General features: G+C 69.5%; 16 protein-coding genes. 10 read left to right on the top strand and 6 right to left on the bottom strand.

All coding sequences use genetic code 11. From position 1 onward, the window contains the following. Positions 1 to 13: 13 nt before the first annotated feature. On the top strand, positions 14 to 1,213 hold the full coding sequence (locus EIL87_RS06230; protein WP_125089207.1) for a CaiB/BaiF CoA transferase family protein: 1,200 nt from the start codon (positions 14 to 16) through the stop codon (positions 1,211 to 1,213). A gap of 572 nt (positions 1,214 to 1,785) precedes the next feature. On the opposite strand, the gene EIL87_RS06225 is transcribed toward EIL87_RS06230, so the two are convergent. From EIL87_RS06225 to EIL87_RS06215, 3 genes are all read right to left on the bottom strand, one after another. Beyond that, positions 1,786 to 2,838, bottom strand: coding sequence for an alpha/beta fold hydrolase (locus EIL87_RS06225; protein WP_125089206.1), 1,053 nt, complete (start codon positions 2,836 to 2,838; stop codon positions 1,786 to 1,788). A 343-nt stretch (positions 2,839 to 3,181) separates the two neighbouring features. Next, positions 3,182 to 4,282 (bottom strand): DUF1015 family protein, encoded by a 1,101-nt coding sequence (locus tag EIL87_RS06220; RefSeq protein ID WP_125089205.1) that lies wholly within the window; start codon positions 4,280 to 4,282, stop codon positions 3,182 to 3,184. Continuing rightward, a complete protein-coding gene (locus tag EIL87_RS06215; protein WP_125089204.1) occupies positions 4,279 to 5,283 on the bottom strand; it encodes an NAD(P)-dependent oxidoreductase in 1,005 nt (334 codons plus the stop codon). The genes EIL87_RS06220 and EIL87_RS06215 overlap by 4 nt, the downstream gene beginning before the upstream one ends. Positions 5,284 to 5,701: 418 nt before the next feature. Here EIL87_RS06215 and EIL87_RS06210 point away from each other — a divergent pair, with 418 nt between their 5' ends. Beyond that, positions 5,702 to 7,099, top strand: a complete 1,398-nt coding sequence (locus EIL87_RS06210) for a glucose-6-phosphate dehydrogenase (protein WP_125089203.1) — start codon at positions 5,702 to 5,704, stop codon at positions 7,097 to 7,099. Positions 7,100 to 7,506: 407 nt separating this feature from the next. Next, a complete protein-coding gene (locus tag EIL87_RS06205; RefSeq protein ID WP_233576065.1) occupies positions 7,507 to 9,048 on the top strand; it encodes a BCCT family transporter in 1,542 nt (513 codons plus the stop codon). A 2-nt stretch (positions 9,049 to 9,050) separates the two neighbouring features. On the opposite strand, the gene EIL87_RS06200 is transcribed toward EIL87_RS06205, so the two are convergent. After that, positions 9,051 to 9,701 (bottom strand): UdgX family uracil-DNA binding protein, encoded by a 651-nt coding sequence (locus EIL87_RS06200; protein ID WP_125089201.1) that lies wholly within the window; start codon positions 9,699 to 9,701, stop codon positions 9,051 to 9,053. Positions 9,702 to 9,876: 175 nt separating this feature from the next. Here EIL87_RS06200 and EIL87_RS06195 point away from each other — a divergent pair, with 175 nt between their 5' ends. From EIL87_RS06195 to EIL87_RS06180, 4 genes are all read left to right on the top strand, one after another. After that, complete coding sequence (locus tag EIL87_RS06195; RefSeq protein WP_125089200.1) at positions 9,877 to 10,560, top strand: trimeric intracellular cation channel family protein; 684 nt, start codon at positions 9,877 to 9,879, stop codon at positions 10,558 to 10,560. 236 nt (positions 10,561 to 10,796) lie between these two features. Further along, a complete protein-coding gene (locus EIL87_RS06190) occupies positions 10,797 to 11,030 on the top strand; it encodes a hypothetical protein (protein ID WP_125089199.1) in 234 nt (77 codons plus the stop codon). A gap of 333 nt (positions 11,031 to 11,363) precedes the next feature. After that, positions 11,364 to 11,663, top strand: coding sequence for a hypothetical protein (locus tag EIL87_RS06185; protein ID WP_125089198.1), 300 nt, complete (start codon positions 11,364 to 11,366; stop codon positions 11,661 to 11,663). Beyond that, entirely contained in the window at positions 11,660 to 11,959 is a 300-nt protein-coding gene (locus EIL87_RS06180; RefSeq protein WP_233576064.1) for a hypothetical protein, read from the top strand. Before EIL87_RS06185 ends, EIL87_RS06180 begins: the two co-directional genes overlap by 4 nt. Positions 11,960 to 12,313: 354 nt before the next feature. Here the strand turns inward: EIL87_RS06180 and EIL87_RS06175 are convergent, their stop codons facing one another. Further along, on the bottom strand, positions 12,314 to 12,634 hold the full coding sequence (locus tag EIL87_RS06175) for a hypothetical protein (protein WP_125089197.1): 321 nt from the start codon (positions 12,632 to 12,634) through the stop codon (positions 12,314 to 12,316). A gap of 547 nt (positions 12,635 to 13,181) precedes the next feature. On the opposite strand from EIL87_RS06175, the gene EIL87_RS06170 reads away from it, so the two are divergent. Further along, positions 13,182 to 13,817 (top strand): SSI family serine proteinase inhibitor, encoded by a 636-nt coding sequence (locus EIL87_RS06170; protein WP_125089196.1) that lies wholly within the window; start codon positions 13,182 to 13,184, stop codon positions 13,815 to 13,817. Between the two features lie 469 nt (positions 13,818 to 14,286). Next, a complete protein-coding gene (locus EIL87_RS06165) occupies positions 14,287 to 14,607 on the top strand; it encodes a hypothetical protein (protein ID WP_125089195.1) in 321 nt (106 codons plus the stop codon). A gap of 96 nt (positions 14,608 to 14,703) precedes the next feature. On the opposite strand, the gene EIL87_RS06160 is transcribed toward EIL87_RS06165, so the two are convergent. After that, positions 14,704 to 14,919 carry a hypothetical protein gene (locus EIL87_RS06160; RefSeq protein ID WP_125089194.1) on the bottom strand — a complete coding sequence of 72 codons (216 nt, stop codon included), beginning with the start codon at positions 14,917 to 14,919 and terminating at the stop codon, positions 14,704 to 14,706. Positions 14,920 to 15,061: 142 nt separating this feature from the next. Between EIL87_RS06160 and EIL87_RS06155 the strand changes: the two genes are divergently transcribed. Next, the gene (locus EIL87_RS06155) at positions 15,062 to 15,475 is read left to right on the top strand and encodes a DUF6292 family protein (protein WP_125089193.1); all 414 of its coding nucleotides are present in this window, start codon (positions 15,062 to 15,064) and stop codon (positions 15,473 to 15,475) included. Positions 15,476 to 16,020: the final 545 nt, after the last annotated feature.

Below are 16,020 nucleotides of genomic sequence, written 5' to 3'. Positions count from 1 at the left end.
AACGGGATCAGCGATGACCGCACCAGAACCGACCGGCAGCCTGCGAGATGTCCGGGTTCTCGACCTGTCCCGGATCCTCGCCGGACCGCTGTGCACGCAGATGCTCGCCGATCACGGCGCGGAGGTCGTCAAGGTCGAACCACCGGCCGGCGACGACACGCGTGCGTGGGGACCACCGTTCGTCACCGACTCGATGAGCGCGTACCACTCCGCGATCAACCGCGGCAAGGCCAACATCTGCCTGGACTTCGGCTCAGCGGAAGGGCGGCGGTTGCTCGGCGAACTGCTCGCCGACGCCGACGTGCTCGTGGAGAACTTCAAGGCCGGAACGCTGGCCGGGTGGGGCTACTCCGACGAGGTCCTCGTCGAGCGCTTCCCCGAGCTCGTGCACTGCCGCATCACCGGTTTCGGCACCGACGGGCCGATGGGATCCACCCCCGGTTACGACGCGATCCTGCAGGCCTACGGCGGGTTGATGAGCATCAACGGCGAGCGCAGCGGTCCGCCGCTGCGGGTCGGCGTGCCGATCGTGGACGTGGTCACCGGCATCTACGCGTTCTCCGGCATCCTGCTGGCGCTGCACGACCGGCACACCACCGGCCGGGGCCAGTTGGTGGACTGCACGTTGCTGGACACCGCGATCTCCTTGCTGCACCCGCATTCCGCGGCTTGGCTGGCCTCGGGCGAGGTCCCGCAGCGCACCGGATCCGCGCACCCGTCGATCGCGCCCTACGACACCTTCGACGCCGCGGACGGGCTGATCTTCATCAGCGGCGGCAACGACCGCCTGTTCCACGCCCTCGTCCACGTCCTCGGCGTCCCGGAGCTCGCCGCCGACCCCAGGTTCGCGACCAACGCCGACCGGGTCCACCACGTCGAGGCGTTGCGCGCGCTGCTGGCCGAGCCGATCGCCGGCAGGAACCGCCACGAGCTCGCCGAGGCGCTGCTGGCCCGAGGCGTGCCGGCGACGGCGGTGCACGACGTCGGCGAAGCGCTGACCGATCCGCAGGTCCGCCACCGCGGGATGGTCGTCGAGCGCGACGGCTACCGGGGCATCGGCATCCCCATCAAGCTGGACCGGACACCCGGCAGCGCCCGCTCCGCCCCGCGCGAGCAGGGCGCCGACACCCGACGCATCCTCACCGCCCTCGGGTACTCCGAGGAGGAGGTGGACAACCTCGTCCAAGCCGACATCGCGCTGTCTCGCCTGTGATCGGGTGGCTGTGCGTGGCGGTGCGGGTGGCAGACCTGAGCGGCTCCGCGGACTCCGTGCGCCGCTCCTCGAGCACTTCGAACGCGGCGTCGCGGCGTGCTCGCCACGAAGCCGCTCAGAACCTGCGGCGGTGCGAGCTGAGGCGCGCACCTGGAGGAGCGGCGGCCGCCGCGAGCCGCCCGGATCTTGCGTGCGGTTCGGGCTGAGTCTCACAACTGGAACGGCGGCCCACTGGGGGTCGCCCCTAATGCCTGCGGCGGTGCGAGTGGGGTGCCACACCTGCCGAAGTGGCTGCCGCCGCGAGCTGCCCCTCAATGCCCCTGCGGTGGTGCGGGCTGCGTTCTGCACCTAGGACGGCGACTCTCCCGCGGGTCGCCTCGAAGCCTTTGCGGCTCTGCGGGCCGTCTCCGTCCTGGGCTCTCGTTCGAGGTTCTCGCGAAGTTCGAGGCTCGAAGTTCCGGGTCGAGGGCCGCGCGAAGCTTGACAGCACTTGGCGGAATGGCGGCCGGAGCGGCGGCTCTGCTGCTCGCCTCGGTGGGTACTGGTGGGTCTGTCCGGCTGGGGTGCTGCGGTCACGCGGTGGCGAGTCGGGTGGTGGCGCGGGTGATGAGGCCTTGCAGGAGTTCTCCCAGCACCGCAGGGTGTTCCAGCGGGACCATGTGGCCCGCCTTGGGGACCATCGCGAGGCGCGCGTTCGGGACGGCGTCGGCGATCGCCTCGCTGTGCCGGGGTTCGATCGTCTGGTCGTGCTCGGCGCCGACGACGAGCGTGTCGGCTTGGCCCAGCACCGGCAGGGCCGCCCGCTTGTCCAGGGTCAGGAACTGGGGGATGAGCGAGACCAGCGCGTGCACGGGGTTGGGCCTCGTCAGCTGGAGCAGGAAGTCGACCAGCGACGGCGGCACCCGGGAGGCGAAGGCGAAGCTCCGCGCCACCAGCCGCGCCGCGTGCCGGATGGCGTGGCAGGAAACCTGGGTCAGGCGCAGCCGGTCGATGGCGGCCAGCACGAGGTTGGCGGTCTCGGGCGGCAGCACGGCGCGCCCGTTGACCGGCGACGCCGCGGTCGTCACCAGCCCGACGCCGACTACCCGCTCGCCGAACAGCTCGGGGCGCTGCTCGGCGAGCGACATGATCGCCATGCCGCCCATCGAATGTCCCACGAGCACCACCGGTCCCGTCGGTGCTGCCTGGTCGAGGACGGCGGCCAGGTCGTCACCGAGCTGGCCGAGGTCGAGCCGAGCTCGCGTGCCCACCGCGGACCGGCCGTGGCCGCGGTGGTCGTAGGAGACGACACGCGCACCGGTGCCCAGCGCGGAGCGCAGGAAGAGCCACATGGCGCTGTCGGCCAGGTACCCGTGGCAGAGCACCACCGTCACCGGCGCGTCCGGGTCGCCGTCGACCTCGGTGTGGAGCCGGACGCCGTCGGCGGCGTTGACCGGGACCGTGCTCGCGGATCCGGTCACCGCGTCGCCGTCGGGGAGAGCGTCCGGTGCGTGCCGCGGCAGGTCGGGGGCGCCGGCGGCAGATCGCAGCGGCGAACCGGGCAGCGCATCGCGCAGACGCCCCACCACCTGCTGGAACCGCGTGCGGACGACGTCCTGCGGAGTGCTCAGCGGAGTGGCTACCACGGGCGCGTGACCTCCTGGTCGGGGGTGGTCAGGGGTGCACCACCGCGTGCGGCGGGCTTGCCGGGGCTCTGCGCGACGGGGGCGGGCCTCGGGGTGCGGCCCGCGTTCCGGAAGATGCCCACGTTCGCCTTCCTGGTCGGGGGTGATCCGGGCACGACCGCAGGTCGGGGGCGCCTGGTCGGGGTGTCGTGACCGAACCGTGACTTGCCCTGTCGAAGGTAACCGGCGGTTACCGTACCTTCAAGTATTTAGGTCTATCGGGTGAACGAAGGGGCGATGTTGGCGCCACACAGTGATTACACGCTGTCAACGGCGTGGGGGACTCGAACGCGGAGGTGGCCTCTCAGCGGCCCAGAGGGGAGCCGGTGAGATCGCGGAGGAAGAGCCCGGGCTCGGGCTTGGGTGCGAACCACGTCGACTTCGGGGGCATCACCAAGCCCGCGTCCGAGACGGCCATGATCTGCTCGATGGTCGGCGGGTGGGCCAGGAGCAGCACCGCCGCACCGGCGGGGTAGCGGCAGTGCTCGGGAGCGCCGCTGCCGCACGAGGTCGGCGAGGCGCCGAGTGCGGGTAGCACCTCTTCGTCGAGGGTGACCACGTCCAACGAGCCGCGCACGTGCCCAGGCGCACCGGACGAGCGCAGACCCATCCGGTAGGTCTCGTCGCCGTACCGCACCACGACGACGCCGGGTTCCGGGGTGGCGGTGGCGCACTGCTCCCACCACGCGGTCACCGGGAGGGACGTGAGCTCGTCGAGCAGCCGGGCGGCGGAAGCGCCCTCCACCGGCACGCAGCGGTGGTAGCCGAAGACGCGCAGCTCATCGGCGGGGAAGAGGGCGGCCAGCGTGAACGCCGCCGGGTGGTCCGGGCCCAGGTGGCGGCGTCGGGCGGCGTAGTGCTCGGCTGCGGCCATCCGGTGGTGGCCGTCGGCGATGTGCGCGCCCTCGATGCCGCCGATCCCCTGCTCGACCGCCCGCGCGAGCTCACCGTCCTGCCGGATCCACGCGGTGTGCCGCGCGCCGTCCTCGGTCCCGAAGTCCAGGTCGGGCTCGGCGGCGGTGATCCGGCGGATCGCCGACCGCAGGCCGGGGCTGGGGGAGTGGGCGAGCATCACCGGCATCTGCTCGACGCCGGAGAGCTCGGTGAACTCGGTCAGCCGCCGCTCCCGCTCGGGCTGGGTGGCTTCGTGCGGCCGGATCCGCCCGGTGCGGTAGTCGTCGACGGCCACCTCCGCGAGCACGCCGGTTTGCGCGTGCCCGCCCTCCGCGATCCGGTACACCACGGCAGCGGGCCCGGGCCCGCGCGGGAACCGGCCCGAGTCGTAGGCCTCCCGGACCCGCGCGGCATCGGCCGGCCGGTGACCCGGCCGGTGGTCGAGCACCAAGCCCCGCGGCAACCGCGCCGTGATCCTCGCGGTCGGCGCTTCGGTGCGCGGGGCGCTCATGGCACCTCGCTCACCGCTGCGGACGGCGCGAAGTCGGCCGCCTCCGGGTTGACGCAGTGCAGCACGGTCCCGGCGGCGAACTCCTCGACCACGCGCACGACCTCCTCGGCCACCGCGTGCTGCGCCTGCTCGGTGGAGGCGCCGATGTGGTGGGTGCCGTAGACGTGCGGGTGGGCGGCCAGCCGGGAGTCGATGGTGCCGGTCGGCGTCCCGGGCTCGTCGACGAACACGTCGATGCCGGCCCGCACACCCTTGCTGTCCATCGCCTCGATCAGCGCGTCCTCGTCGACGAGGTCACCGCGCGCGGTGTTGAGGAGGATCGTCCCCGGCTGCACGTGCGCGAGCAGCTCGCGGTCGACGAGGTGCCGCGTGGTGTCCGAGGACGGCAGGTGCAGTGACAGCACGTCGCAGGTGCGCGCGAGTACGGTGAGGTCGTCCACGAAGGTGATCCCGATGTCCCGCGCGCGTTCCAGCGTCTCCGGAGCGCGACTCGGCTTGGCCACCGCGTGCACGCGGGTGCCGAGGGCGGCGGCGCGCTCGGCGAAGGCCAGCCCGATCTGGCCGAGGCCGATCACGCCGACGTCGCGCCCGAGCAAGCCGCGGGCGCGGGAGTAGCGCTTCTTGTCCCACCGCCCGGCACGCAGGTCGGCGACGGTGTCGGGGATGTTGCGGTCGAGGGCCAGCAACAGCGCCAGCGCGAGCTCGGCGACCGCGACGGCGTTGCGCCCGGGCACGTTCGCGACGTGGATGCCCAAGCGGGAGGCGGCGTCGCGGTCGATGGTGTTCGTCCCCGACCCGGCCCGGACCACCAGCCGCAAGGACCGCGCGTCCGCCAACGTCTCGGCGGTGACGCGCGTGCTGCGCACGACCAGCACCTCGCGGTCGCCGATCCGGTCGGTCAGCTGGTTCGCGGTCGTGTCCGGCTCGTACGCGCAGTCGTGCGCTGCAGCGATCCGGTCGAGGTGTTCCTCGGGAAAGGCGTCGGCGATCAGGATCCTCATCAGCCCCTCCAACGACGTGCGGCAAGCCGGTGTTGCCGATGACGCACCGGATTGCTGATAGCGCAATGGTGCGAGCAGGGTTCCTAGCGCGTCAACACGGGCATCGGGGGAGTTTGCGCGCTCGCCGCACCGGGTAGCCGTGAGCGGCCCTGGGGCGGTTCGTGCTGCACTGCGTTCCGGGGCGGAACGGCAGTTCGACACCGGTGGAGCGCGATGCGGGCGAGTGCTGCGGTCGAGAACGGAGACGCCGCCCGCTGGACCGCGCGTCATCGCCGCTCCGCCACGACTGTGCTGCTTCCCGTTCCCGCGCTGATGTCCTGCGCTGCGCGGCCGCCGGCGCGGAGACCGGTAGGCGTCCGACCGCATCGGTGTGATCATCAACGGCGGACCCACTCCTGAGGCGGAAGGCAGGTTCGGAATGATCAACCGGCTGGCGGTCTTCGGTGCCACCGGCGACCTCTGCGCCCGGTTCCTCCTGCCCGGCCTGGCCGCGCTCTGCGCGCGAGGACACCTCGACGACTCGTTCGAGCTGGTGTGCTCCGACCAGGACGACTGGGACACCGAGCAGTTCCGGTCCTGGGCGGCCGAACAGCTCGACGAGCACGGGGACGAGTTGCCGGCCGAAGCGCGGCGAGCCGTCGCCGGTGCCGCGCGGTTCGTCCGCGCCGATGTCACCGATCCCGACGAGGTCGCCGCCGTGATCGCCGGCGAGGGGCCGCTGGCGGTCTACCTCGCGCTGCCGCCGAGCCTGTTCTCCTCTGCGCTGTCCACAGTGGAACGATGTGGGCTTCCGGGCGGGAGCCGGATCGTGCTGGAGAAGCCCTTCGGCGAGAACCTCGACAGCGCAGTGGAACTGAACCAGATGCTCGCCGGAATGGTGCCGGAGGACGCGGTTTTCCGGGTCGACCACTTCCTCGCCATGGCGACCGTGGAGAACGTGCTCGGCGCCCGGCTGGTTAACCGCGTGCTCGAGCCGGTGTGGAACAGCGCCCACATCAGCGAGGTCGAGATCGTCTGGGACGAAGACCTCGCGCTGGAAGGCAGGGCCGGGTACTACGACAACGCGGGCGCGTTGCGTGACATGGTCCAGAACCACCTGCTGCAGCTGCTGTGCCTGGTGGCGATGGAACCGCCGAACAGCCTCAGCGAGCGGGACCTGCGCGACCGCAAGGTCGACGTGCTGCGCTCGGTGCGCCCGCTCTCCGACGACGACGTCGTGCGCGGCACGCGACGGGCGCGGTACGGGGCGGGTCGCCTCAACGGCAGTGTCGTGCCCGCCTACGTCGACGAGGAGGGTGTGGACCCGAAGCGCGAGACCGAGACCTACGCCGAGGTCCAGCTGGAGCTCGACAGCCGGCGCTGGGCCGGGACGACGTTCCGGCTGCGCACCGGCAAAGCCTTGGGCAGCAACCGCAAGGAAGTCGCCGTGCACTTCAAGCCGGTGCCGCACCTGCCCTTCGGCAGCGCCGGCGAGGTGCAGCCCAACGTGCTCCGCTTCGGACTGGAGCACGAGACCGTGTCGCTCGACCTGATGGGTGCGGGCGCGCAGGTGCGCAGCTTCGCGCCGCTCACGCTGACCGCGCAGATGACCGAGCCGGACCTGCCGCCGTACGGGCGGTTGCTGCTGGACGCGCTCAGCGGCAACGCAGCGCTGTCCATTCGCGGCGACGAGGCCGAAGAGGCGTGGCGGCTGCTCGACCCCGTCCTGTCGGCGTGGGAGCGCTGCCTGGTCCCGATGCAGGAGTACCCGGCCGGCGGGGACGGGCCACCGGACACCAGCGCCGAGCACGACGAGAGCGCCGACGCGCAGCGCTGATAGAAGCTCTCTATCGACGCCTTTCAAAATCCGTCTAGCTCGATCCCCCGGATTCGTTTGATCGAGCGCGGGGAAGCTGACAGCCTCATCGGAAGCACAACGAAAGACGTCCCGCCGCCACGGCGCAGGAGTACCAGTTCGCCTTTTCCGGTGCGACCCGGGTGAAGTCGCGCCGAGGTCGACTCTGCGGCGCTGGACGAGATCGCGATGCCGGTGCCTCGACAGCCGGCGACGCCCGCACGGGCGTCCTGTGAGGAGGGTCATCACGCCTGTCGAAACCCGTCGTTCTCCGCGCGGGAACGACGGTGCATTCCGCTCGTGCCGAAGTTCTCCAAGCTGGTGAATCAGGAAATTTCACAATGACAAACTCGCTGAAGCAGCGGGCGACGAATCATACCGTTCTCACGGTGTCGATCGCCGTCTCGGCCCTGGTCGTCCTGTGGGGAGCGGTGAGCCCCAACGGGTTCGGCGCCGCGACGACGTGGTTGTTCAACCACGTCGTCGCGGACCTGAGCTGGTTCTTCCTGCTCACCGCGAACATCTTCCTCGTGTTCGTCCTCTACCTGGGTCTGAGCAGCCACGGCCGGATCAAGCTCGGCGCGGACCACGACCGGCCCCAGTTCGGCCGGATGTCGTGGTTCGCCATGATGTTCCAAGCCGGCATGGGACCGGCGATCATCTTCTGGGGCTTGGCGGAGCCGCTGTCGCACTACGTCGAAGTGCCCTTCGAGCTCGCACCACCCGGCACCGACGAGGCCGCCGGAGTGGCGATCCAGTACTCGTTCTTCCACTGGGCGCTGCACCCCTGGGCGATCTACGCGGTCGCCGGACTGGCGGTCGCCTACTTCACGCACCGCAAGGGAGAACGCGGACTGCTCAGCGCGATCTTCCGGCCGCTGCTCGGAGATCGTGTCGACGGGCCGCTGGGCAAGGTCATCGACGTGCTCGCGGTGCTGGCCGTGGTGTTCGGCATCGCCGTGGCGCTCGGCCAGGCCGGTCTGCAGATGACCGCGGGGTTGGGCAAAACCTTCGGCCTGCCCACCGGGATCATCGTGCAGCTGGTCGTGCTGGCGCTGACCACCGCCGCGTTCATGGGGTCGGCGACGACCCGGATCGAGCACGGCATCAAGTGGCTGTCCAACATCAGCATGCTCATCGCCCCGGTCCTGCTGATCTTCTACGTCGTGGTGGGCCCGAGCATCACCCAGATCAACGCGTTCACCGAGGGCCTGGGCGACTACCTCAGCGAGATCGTGCCGATGAGCTTCCGGCTCGACGCCTTCAGCCCGGACAACGGGTGGATGGGCAGCTGGACCGTCTTCTACTGGTCCTGGTGGATCGCCTGGGCGCCCTACGTGGGGCTGTTCATGGCGCGCATCTCGCGCGGTCGCACGATCCGCGAGTTCGTCGCGGCCACCGTGCTGGTGCCCAGCGTGGTCAGCATGATCTGGATCGCGGTCTTCGGCGGCGCGGCGCTGCACCTGGCGCGCAGCGGGCTGGCCGGGGACATCGCGCAGACCGTGCAGGAGAGCCCGGCGGCCGGCATGTTCGTGTTCATCCAGCAGTACCCGCTCGCCGGAGTCATGTCGGTGATCACGCTGGTCGTGCTGTGGGTGTTCTTCGTCGCCGGGGCCGACGCCGGCACGGTGGTGCTGGGCGAGCTGTCCACGGGCGGCGAGCCCAACCCGAAGACCTGGGTGCGGCTGCTGTGGGGCGTGCTGCTGGCCGGAGTCGCGGCCGTGCTGCTGGTCTCCGGTGGTCTCGAAGGGCTGCAGAAGGCCTCGGTGCTGACCGGAACACCGTTCGCGATCATCCTCGTCGGCATCTGCGTGGCCTTCCACAAGGCCCTCCGGCAGGACCGCGACCACCTCGCCCAGGCTCCCCGCTCCACCGCGGAGGAGTCGGAGGACCGACCGCGCGAGACGGAGGTCGCCTCGGACGTCCGCTGAGCTCAGCCGAGCACCTGGACCGCGGCGCGGAGGTCGTCCCGGAACTGCCGGTACGCCGCGTCGCGGTCCTCTGCGCGGAGCACCGAGGAGGGGTGCACCGTGGCCACGACGGAGTCCGGAGCGCTCTCGCCCAGGCCCGCGTCGGCGGGGAAGTCGAGCACGGCCCCGCGGTGCTCGGAGACGCGGAACGAGCTGCCGAGCAGCGCCTTCGCCGCGGTCGCCCCGAGGCAGACCACGAGCTGCGGCTTGACCAGCCGCAGCTCGGCGGTCAGCCAGGGTCGGCACGCGCGCACCTCGGTCGCGCTCGGCTTCTTGTGGATGCGCCGCTTGCCGCGTTCGCGCTGCTCGAACTTGAAGTGCTTGACGACGTTGGTCAGGTAGACCTCGTCCCGTCGCAGACCGGCCTCCTGCAAGGCGCGGTCCAGCGTTCGTCCTGCGGGCCCGACGAAGGGGTGGCCCTGCACGTCCTCGGAGTCGCCCGGTTGCTCTCCGACGAACATGACGCGTGCTCGGGCCGCGCCCTCCCCGAACACGGCCTGGGTGGCGTTCTCGTGCAGGTCGCACCCGCGGCACTCCCGGACGGCCTTCTCCATGGCCGGTAGCCCGCCCCGGGACGGCACGAACTCCTCGGCACCGGCCTCTCGCTGCGGCATGACCCCTCCCGCAGGACATCGGAACAGCTCACACCCCTCCGCTTACCCATCCGCCCCCCGGACCCGAACCCGTTCCGCCGTGCCCGTTCGGTCGCTCGCGTCCCGCTGCACGCTCTGCGCTGGTGACGATCACGGGCGGTGATCACCGGTGCGGCAGGTGGGCGAGAATGTGCGCATGTCTCAGACTCCGCTCCTGCTCGCCCTCGACCTCACCGGAACCTTCGCCTTCGGGCTCAACGGTGCGCTCACCGCCGTGCGCGCGGTCCGGCTTGACCTGGTCGGTGTCATCACGCTCGGCATGATGACCGCGCTCGGCGGCGGGATCATCAGGGACGTGCTGATCGGCTCGCTGCCACCCGCGACCTTCAACGACGTGCTCTACCTGGGCGTGGCCGCGGCCGGGGCGCTGACGGCGTTCTTCCTCAGCGTGGAGCTGGAGCGGTTCACCGGTCTCATCACGATCTTCGACGCGGTCGGGCTGGGCGTGTTCTCGGTGACCGGTGCGAGCAAGGCCCTCGAGTACGGCCTCGGCGGTGTGCAGGCGGTCCTGCTCGGCGCGCTCACCGCGGTGGGCGGCGGCACGGTGCGGGACATGGCGATCAGGCAAGTTCCCTCGGTGTTGACCAGTGACTTCTACGCGGTGCCCGCGCTGATCGGCGCGGCGCTGACCGTCGTCGCGGTGAGCACCGAGGTCCACGGCGTCGTGACGGCGCTGCTGGCGGCGGCGGTGTGCTTCGGAATCCGGATGCTCGGTGTGCGCTACAACCTGCGCGTGCCGGGAACTCCGCGAAACCGGTTCGCTTCTGGCGGGTCCGGCCGGGTGCGGCGTTGGTGGCGGCGGAACCGCCGTGGGAGGTGAAAAGTGTTGCTACGCTCCGGTTCGGGGGTGGATCAGCGGACCGTTCTCGTACCGCTTTCGCGTTGGATTCGCCGTCGGGTGGGGGATTTCCCACTTTCGCGGACCGCGGGCGGCGGAACGCGCAGGCTTGGTGAACCGTGAGTGGTGCCCGTCCTGAGCAGTTCGGTGAAAGTCCTTGCACGACGCGAAGACGGGTGGCGAAATCACGGTGAACATGAACATGTGAGGAGTTTCAGATGCGCACTTCGCTGCGTGTTTTGGGCGCCACTGTGGCGGCTGCCGGCCTGCTGGCAGTGGGCTCTCCGGCGTTCGCGGGTGGCTACGGCGGCCACAACGGCGGTGGCGACACGGAGATCAAGGACAACACCACCCAGGTCAACGTCTGCAAGAACGAGGGCAAGCTGATCAACGCGCTCAACTGCGTCAACGTCAGTGACGTCGGGGAGCTGGAGCTGATCGAGCTGGACTAAGAGGGCAACGTCTTCCAGGTCTGACCAGCCGCTGGAAGCGAATCCCTGTCAGGTGCCGGTCCCCACGCGGGGGGCCGGCACCTTGTCGTCCTATGAGGACACTTGGCTTTCCTTCCCTGCACCAATCCCTGAGGACGCTTCGCCTTCCTTCCCTGCACGAATCCCTTTCGGGGGTTTTGAGGTACCTCTTGGAGTGTCGGAGCGGGCAACACCATGCCGCGGGGTGCAAGAGTGACTCCGCCTGATCAACAAGTTCCCCACCGGAGTTCGGGAGTGCGATCCAGGGGAACCGTGGTCCGGCTTTGTGGAGTCATGAAGAATCGGAGGAACGGCATGCGCACTTCTGCGCGTCTGATGGGTGCCACGGCGGTTGCCGTCGGCCTGCTCGCGGTGGGATCGCCCGGGTTCGCGGCGGACTCGAAGAAGGAGGACAACCACTCGTCGGTGACCATCGCCGCGGCCGAGGGGGGCAACGGCGGCCACGGTGGCGACGGTGGCAAGGGGAACTTCTGCCCGGCGCTCGTTTTCGGCAATGCCTTCTGCGGCAACGGCGGCAGCGCGGACGGCGGCGACGCCAACGCCACGGCCGAAGACGACAGCAAGGACCAGGAAGCGGAGAAGAAGTCGAAGTGAACTCACCACACGAGAACGGGCGCGGCACGCGCACTGCTCGGCGAGCCGGCGTGCTCGCCGGCCTCCTCCTGACGGCGTCGTTCGGAGCCGGCGGCGCGGCAGCGGCCGCCGACAAGCCTGATCCGTCGGAGATCCACGCGCAGGCCCAGGAAGCCGGCACCGTGCAGAACAACATCAACGTGTCCCCGCTGACCCAGGTGAGCATCGGCAGCGACGGCGAGCAGGCGGCCATGAACTGGGCCCAGCAGATCAACTCCAGCGCGACCGACCAGGAGCAGGACCAGGGCGAGGACTGAGCGCGTCCTGCCTCCACGGGGGCGGACGGCTGTTCCCCTCGGTCTCCGCCCCCTGGGCGGTTGCCGGGCACGTCGTCACCGGCCGAGTTCACCCGCCGACCATGCGGCGGTGGTCGGCGACGACGGCCCGGCACCGTCGCACCCGCCACGGCGGCGATGGTGCTGAACACGGAAAAGATCACGCCACCTCGGTGGCGTGATCTTTTCGCATGCGAGGACTTCCTGAGAGTCTGAGGGAGAGTTCGGATGAGGCGCGGAGCGCCGCGAGGCCTTCGAAGTGGAACTTGGCCCGGCGACGGGGTCGCCGGGCCAAGCCTGCGTTGCTGATACGCCTCAAGAACTAGGAGTCAGCGATCAGTTGCCGCCCTCGTCGGAGGCCCGCTCCTCCTCCTGCTCAGCTTCCTGCTCCTGGTCAGTGGTGTTCTCGTTGGACTGGGGGTTCCACACCGCAGCCGACGGCTTGCCGCTACCCACGTTGAACTGGTAGATCGCCGACTCGTGCTTGTTGGCCTGCTCGGTGGCGTTCTCCTGGTTCTGGACCTGGAGCCACGACGACGGGTCCGCCGGGTGCCCGCCCTTGCTACCGTCGCCGGCAGCCATGGCCATCCCGGGGGCGGCGAGCAGCAGCGGCAGTCCCAGAACCGTCGCAGCGACAACGCGCTTCGCATTCAGCATAAGAGGAACCTTTCTCAGATCAACCTTCGGAAAATTAATCCCGCGGAAATCGCCGATCAACAGCATTGGATTCCAAATCCACCTCGGGTTTCCCCTGGGATTGCTTCGGCCCCGCGGCGAGGCCGCTTAGAACATAACTCGACCGCCGTGGAATGCCGCAACTCAAGGCTCTTCGGCTCACCTCATGCGGTGATGAGGAGTGGTCCAGGACGCAGAAACCCTTGTGGTGAGCGGGGATGCGGGCACCGGGTCGATCACGTCACCGCTGTCCGATCAGGAAGAAGATCGCTCCGAGTGGCCGCCGAAAATCGGTTGGTGTGCGTTGTGATCGCCACTCGAGGGAGGTCCCACTTTCGGTCTGTCATGCCGTGGTCCCGAGGTCCCGCGCGGTGAATATCCGCGCGTGTTTCGGATCGGGTCGAACGGCCACTTCTGCGAGTAGCACGGTCAGGTAGCGTCTTGGATTTGCTCGAGAGGTGATATCGGGGATGCGGTATGACGAATGGGCGTGGCCACATCCATGACCTAGCAGGAAGGACGCCATTTCATGAACGAGGTTCGGTTGAGTCGAATCGTGGGGGTCGCCGCCGCAGCGGTGACCCTGGCGCTGCTCCCCGTGGGTGCCTATGCCGGGGCCGACGACAATCCGCAGAGCGACACCCCGCAGAGCTTGCTGCTCAGCGATCAGCAGAGCGCGCAGAGCAGTGCGCTGTACAGCGATCAGCACAGCGCGCAGAGCAGTGCGCTGTACAGCGATCAGCACAACCCGCAGGCGAGCAACGCGCAAGACCCCCAGGCGAGCGGCGCGGAGAGGCCGCAGAGCGGCACTGCTCAGGATCCGCAGGCCGGCAGCGCGCAGGGCACGCAAGCCAGCGCCGCGCAGAGCACGTTCACCCTGACGATCGCGGACGGCCAGAACTCGCGGAGCGTCGTCTTGCAGTGCGACCCCGCCGGCGGTGACCACCCGCGCGCTGCGGCCGCGTGCGAGGAACTGCGAGCGGCGAACGGGAACTTCGAGAACTTGAGGGCCGGGGTCCAGTCGACCGAGCAGTGCACCAAGGACCGCCGGTCGGTGAAGGCGACCGCGCAGGGGAACTGGAACGACCGGATCGTCACGTACCAGTACTCCGCTGACAACGCGTGCGAGCTCCACCGCTCCACCGGTAGTGTTTTCGCGTTCTGAGGGCTCTGGCCTTCCTGTTCGGCAGCACTGCAGGTGTTCCGCGCTTCGGTCCACCCCCGTGTTGGGTTGCTCATCCCGGTGCTGAACGCGGACCGAATTCGCCGCGGTGTGCTGCCGCTCCCCGCGCCGGGGCCGCGCTCGGTCGAAGTGGGCCGTGAGGGAATCGGAAGATTTTCCACTTCGGCCGAGCACCGCGGTCCGACCGGATGTGCGGGAGAAGAACGTGAATACGAACATCAATCGGTTCTCGCGCGCGATTGGAAATGCGTCTCGCATTCGTAGGGTTGGGTTCCCCGGGTTGTCGACGACCAGCCGGGTGATCTTCCGTCGAATTGCGTTGATGAGCGTGCAGAGATCGATCTCCCAGTGCCAAGATGATCTCGTCTGATCACACGGCTACGCCTCGAAACCCATCGGCGAGACCGATCGGACGAACATCCTCAGAATCGAAGAGATCGGAGTACTGGGAATGCGTGCTTCTGTCCGTCTCGTGGGCACCGCGATCGCCGTTACGGGCTTGATGAGCGCCGGTTCTCCGGCGTTCGCCGCGGCCGACAAGGACAACCACTCGTCGGTGACCACCGCCGCCGCTGAGGGCGGCAAGGGTGGCTACGGCGGCAACGGCGGATCCTTCAACTTCTGCCCCGCGATCGGCCTCCTCAAGGAAGCCCACGCGGAATGCGGCAACGGTGGCAGCGCGGACGGCGGCGACGCCTACGCCACCGCGGAGGACGACAGCAAGGACAAGGAGAAGGCTAAGGACGACGAGAACGAGGACAACGACAGCTGATCGTCCGGCTGACGCCTTCCCTCAGGCGCACCACCCGAGGCGGGCCGAGCCTCGCTCACCGCGAGGCTCGGCCCGCCTCGAACTCGTTCGGCGTCCTCATCGTTCCGGCACCTCACCCGGCGACATGTCGGCAGGTAGGTGGTGGGTGCTCCCGCCCTCGTCCCGCTCCGGCGCGTAGGGGGCTTCGGGTGCGATGTGGTCACCCGCGCCCTGGTCGTACGGGGTGTCCTCGTCGGTGCCGGCCGCGGGGACGTCGTCGACCGGTACCCCTGCCTGGTCCGGCTCGTGCGCGCGGTGCCGTTCTTCCGGCATGGTCACCTCCCGGCGTCGTCTCGGCCCACCCCGACGCGTACCCGATGAGCATGGCGAGAAACGTTCCGGTTCCGAGGTTCGGAACCGGGCGCGGGTGGTTACCCGGTGGAGGAACGAAGCCACGCCAGGGAAGAGGCTCGCGATGGACATGAAGGTCTCCGTGGTCAGCGGTCTGGTCAACTACGTCCGCAGCGTGACCGAAGGTCTTGATGACGAAGTCGGCACCGTCGACCTCGACGTCGAGAGCGGCCTGGCGACGGTCATCGTCGTCCTCAACTCCCGCGTCCCCACCTTGGCTGAACTGCCGTTGCTGTTGACCTGGGACGAGGTGAGCGGGTGGGCGTTGCGCGTGGCGGTCGACGGCGAAGGCGAGACCACACCGGTGGCGTACCTGGACGAGGACGTCCTCCCGGAGCCCGTGCGCGTGCAGCTCTTCCTGCGGGCGGCGACCTCGGGCGACAACCCGGGCAGCTTGTTCGCGCCAGCGTTCCGCTTGCCAAACGCCCCCGACGACCTCGAGAGCCGCCTCGAGAAGTTCCCCGAACTCGAACACTGACTCCCGCTACCGCGGGCCAGCAACTGAGGGACAGCAACTCAGGGCCAGCAACCTGGGGGCAGCGCCTGGGAGCAGCAACTGGGGGACAGTCATTGAGGAACAGCCACTGAGGGGCAGCGCCTGGGGTGCAGCGCCTGGGGCCAGCCATCCGTGGGCCGCAACTGGGGGACAAGCTCGCTCAGCTTCCCACTTCGCGCGAGTCCTGACCCCGGCGCCTCCGGATCCAACTTCGCGCGAATGTCGACACCCAGCGCCGTGACCAGGTGAGACACGCTCGGATTCCCCAGAAGGGTGCGCGTGTCGGTGAGCTTGCGCGTGCACGCGTGGCACCAGGTCGGCGTGGTCAGGGCGCTTGGTGGTCCCACCGCCGCACGAACGGGCAGGAGGGTAGGACAGTCAGCTCGCGTCGGCGGGCCTCTCGTTGCTGCGCACCGAGGTCGGTGAGCGGCGCGGCGCGGGCCCGTGCGGTGGTTGGCGCCGTGTTGCCCGCCGTGGTGGTGGCGGCCCGCGGGCCGCTGTGTTGGTTGGGGTCGTGGCGCGCCGTG

This window comes from Saccharopolyspora rhizosphaerae (assembly GCF_003931915.1).
GTDB lineage: Bacteria > Actinomycetota > Actinomycetes > Mycobacteriales > Pseudonocardiaceae > Saccharopolyspora > Saccharopolyspora rhizosphaerae.
The sequence above is the reverse complement of the archived record's forward strand: the minus strand, read 5'-3'. Positions and strand labels throughout refer to the sequence as shown.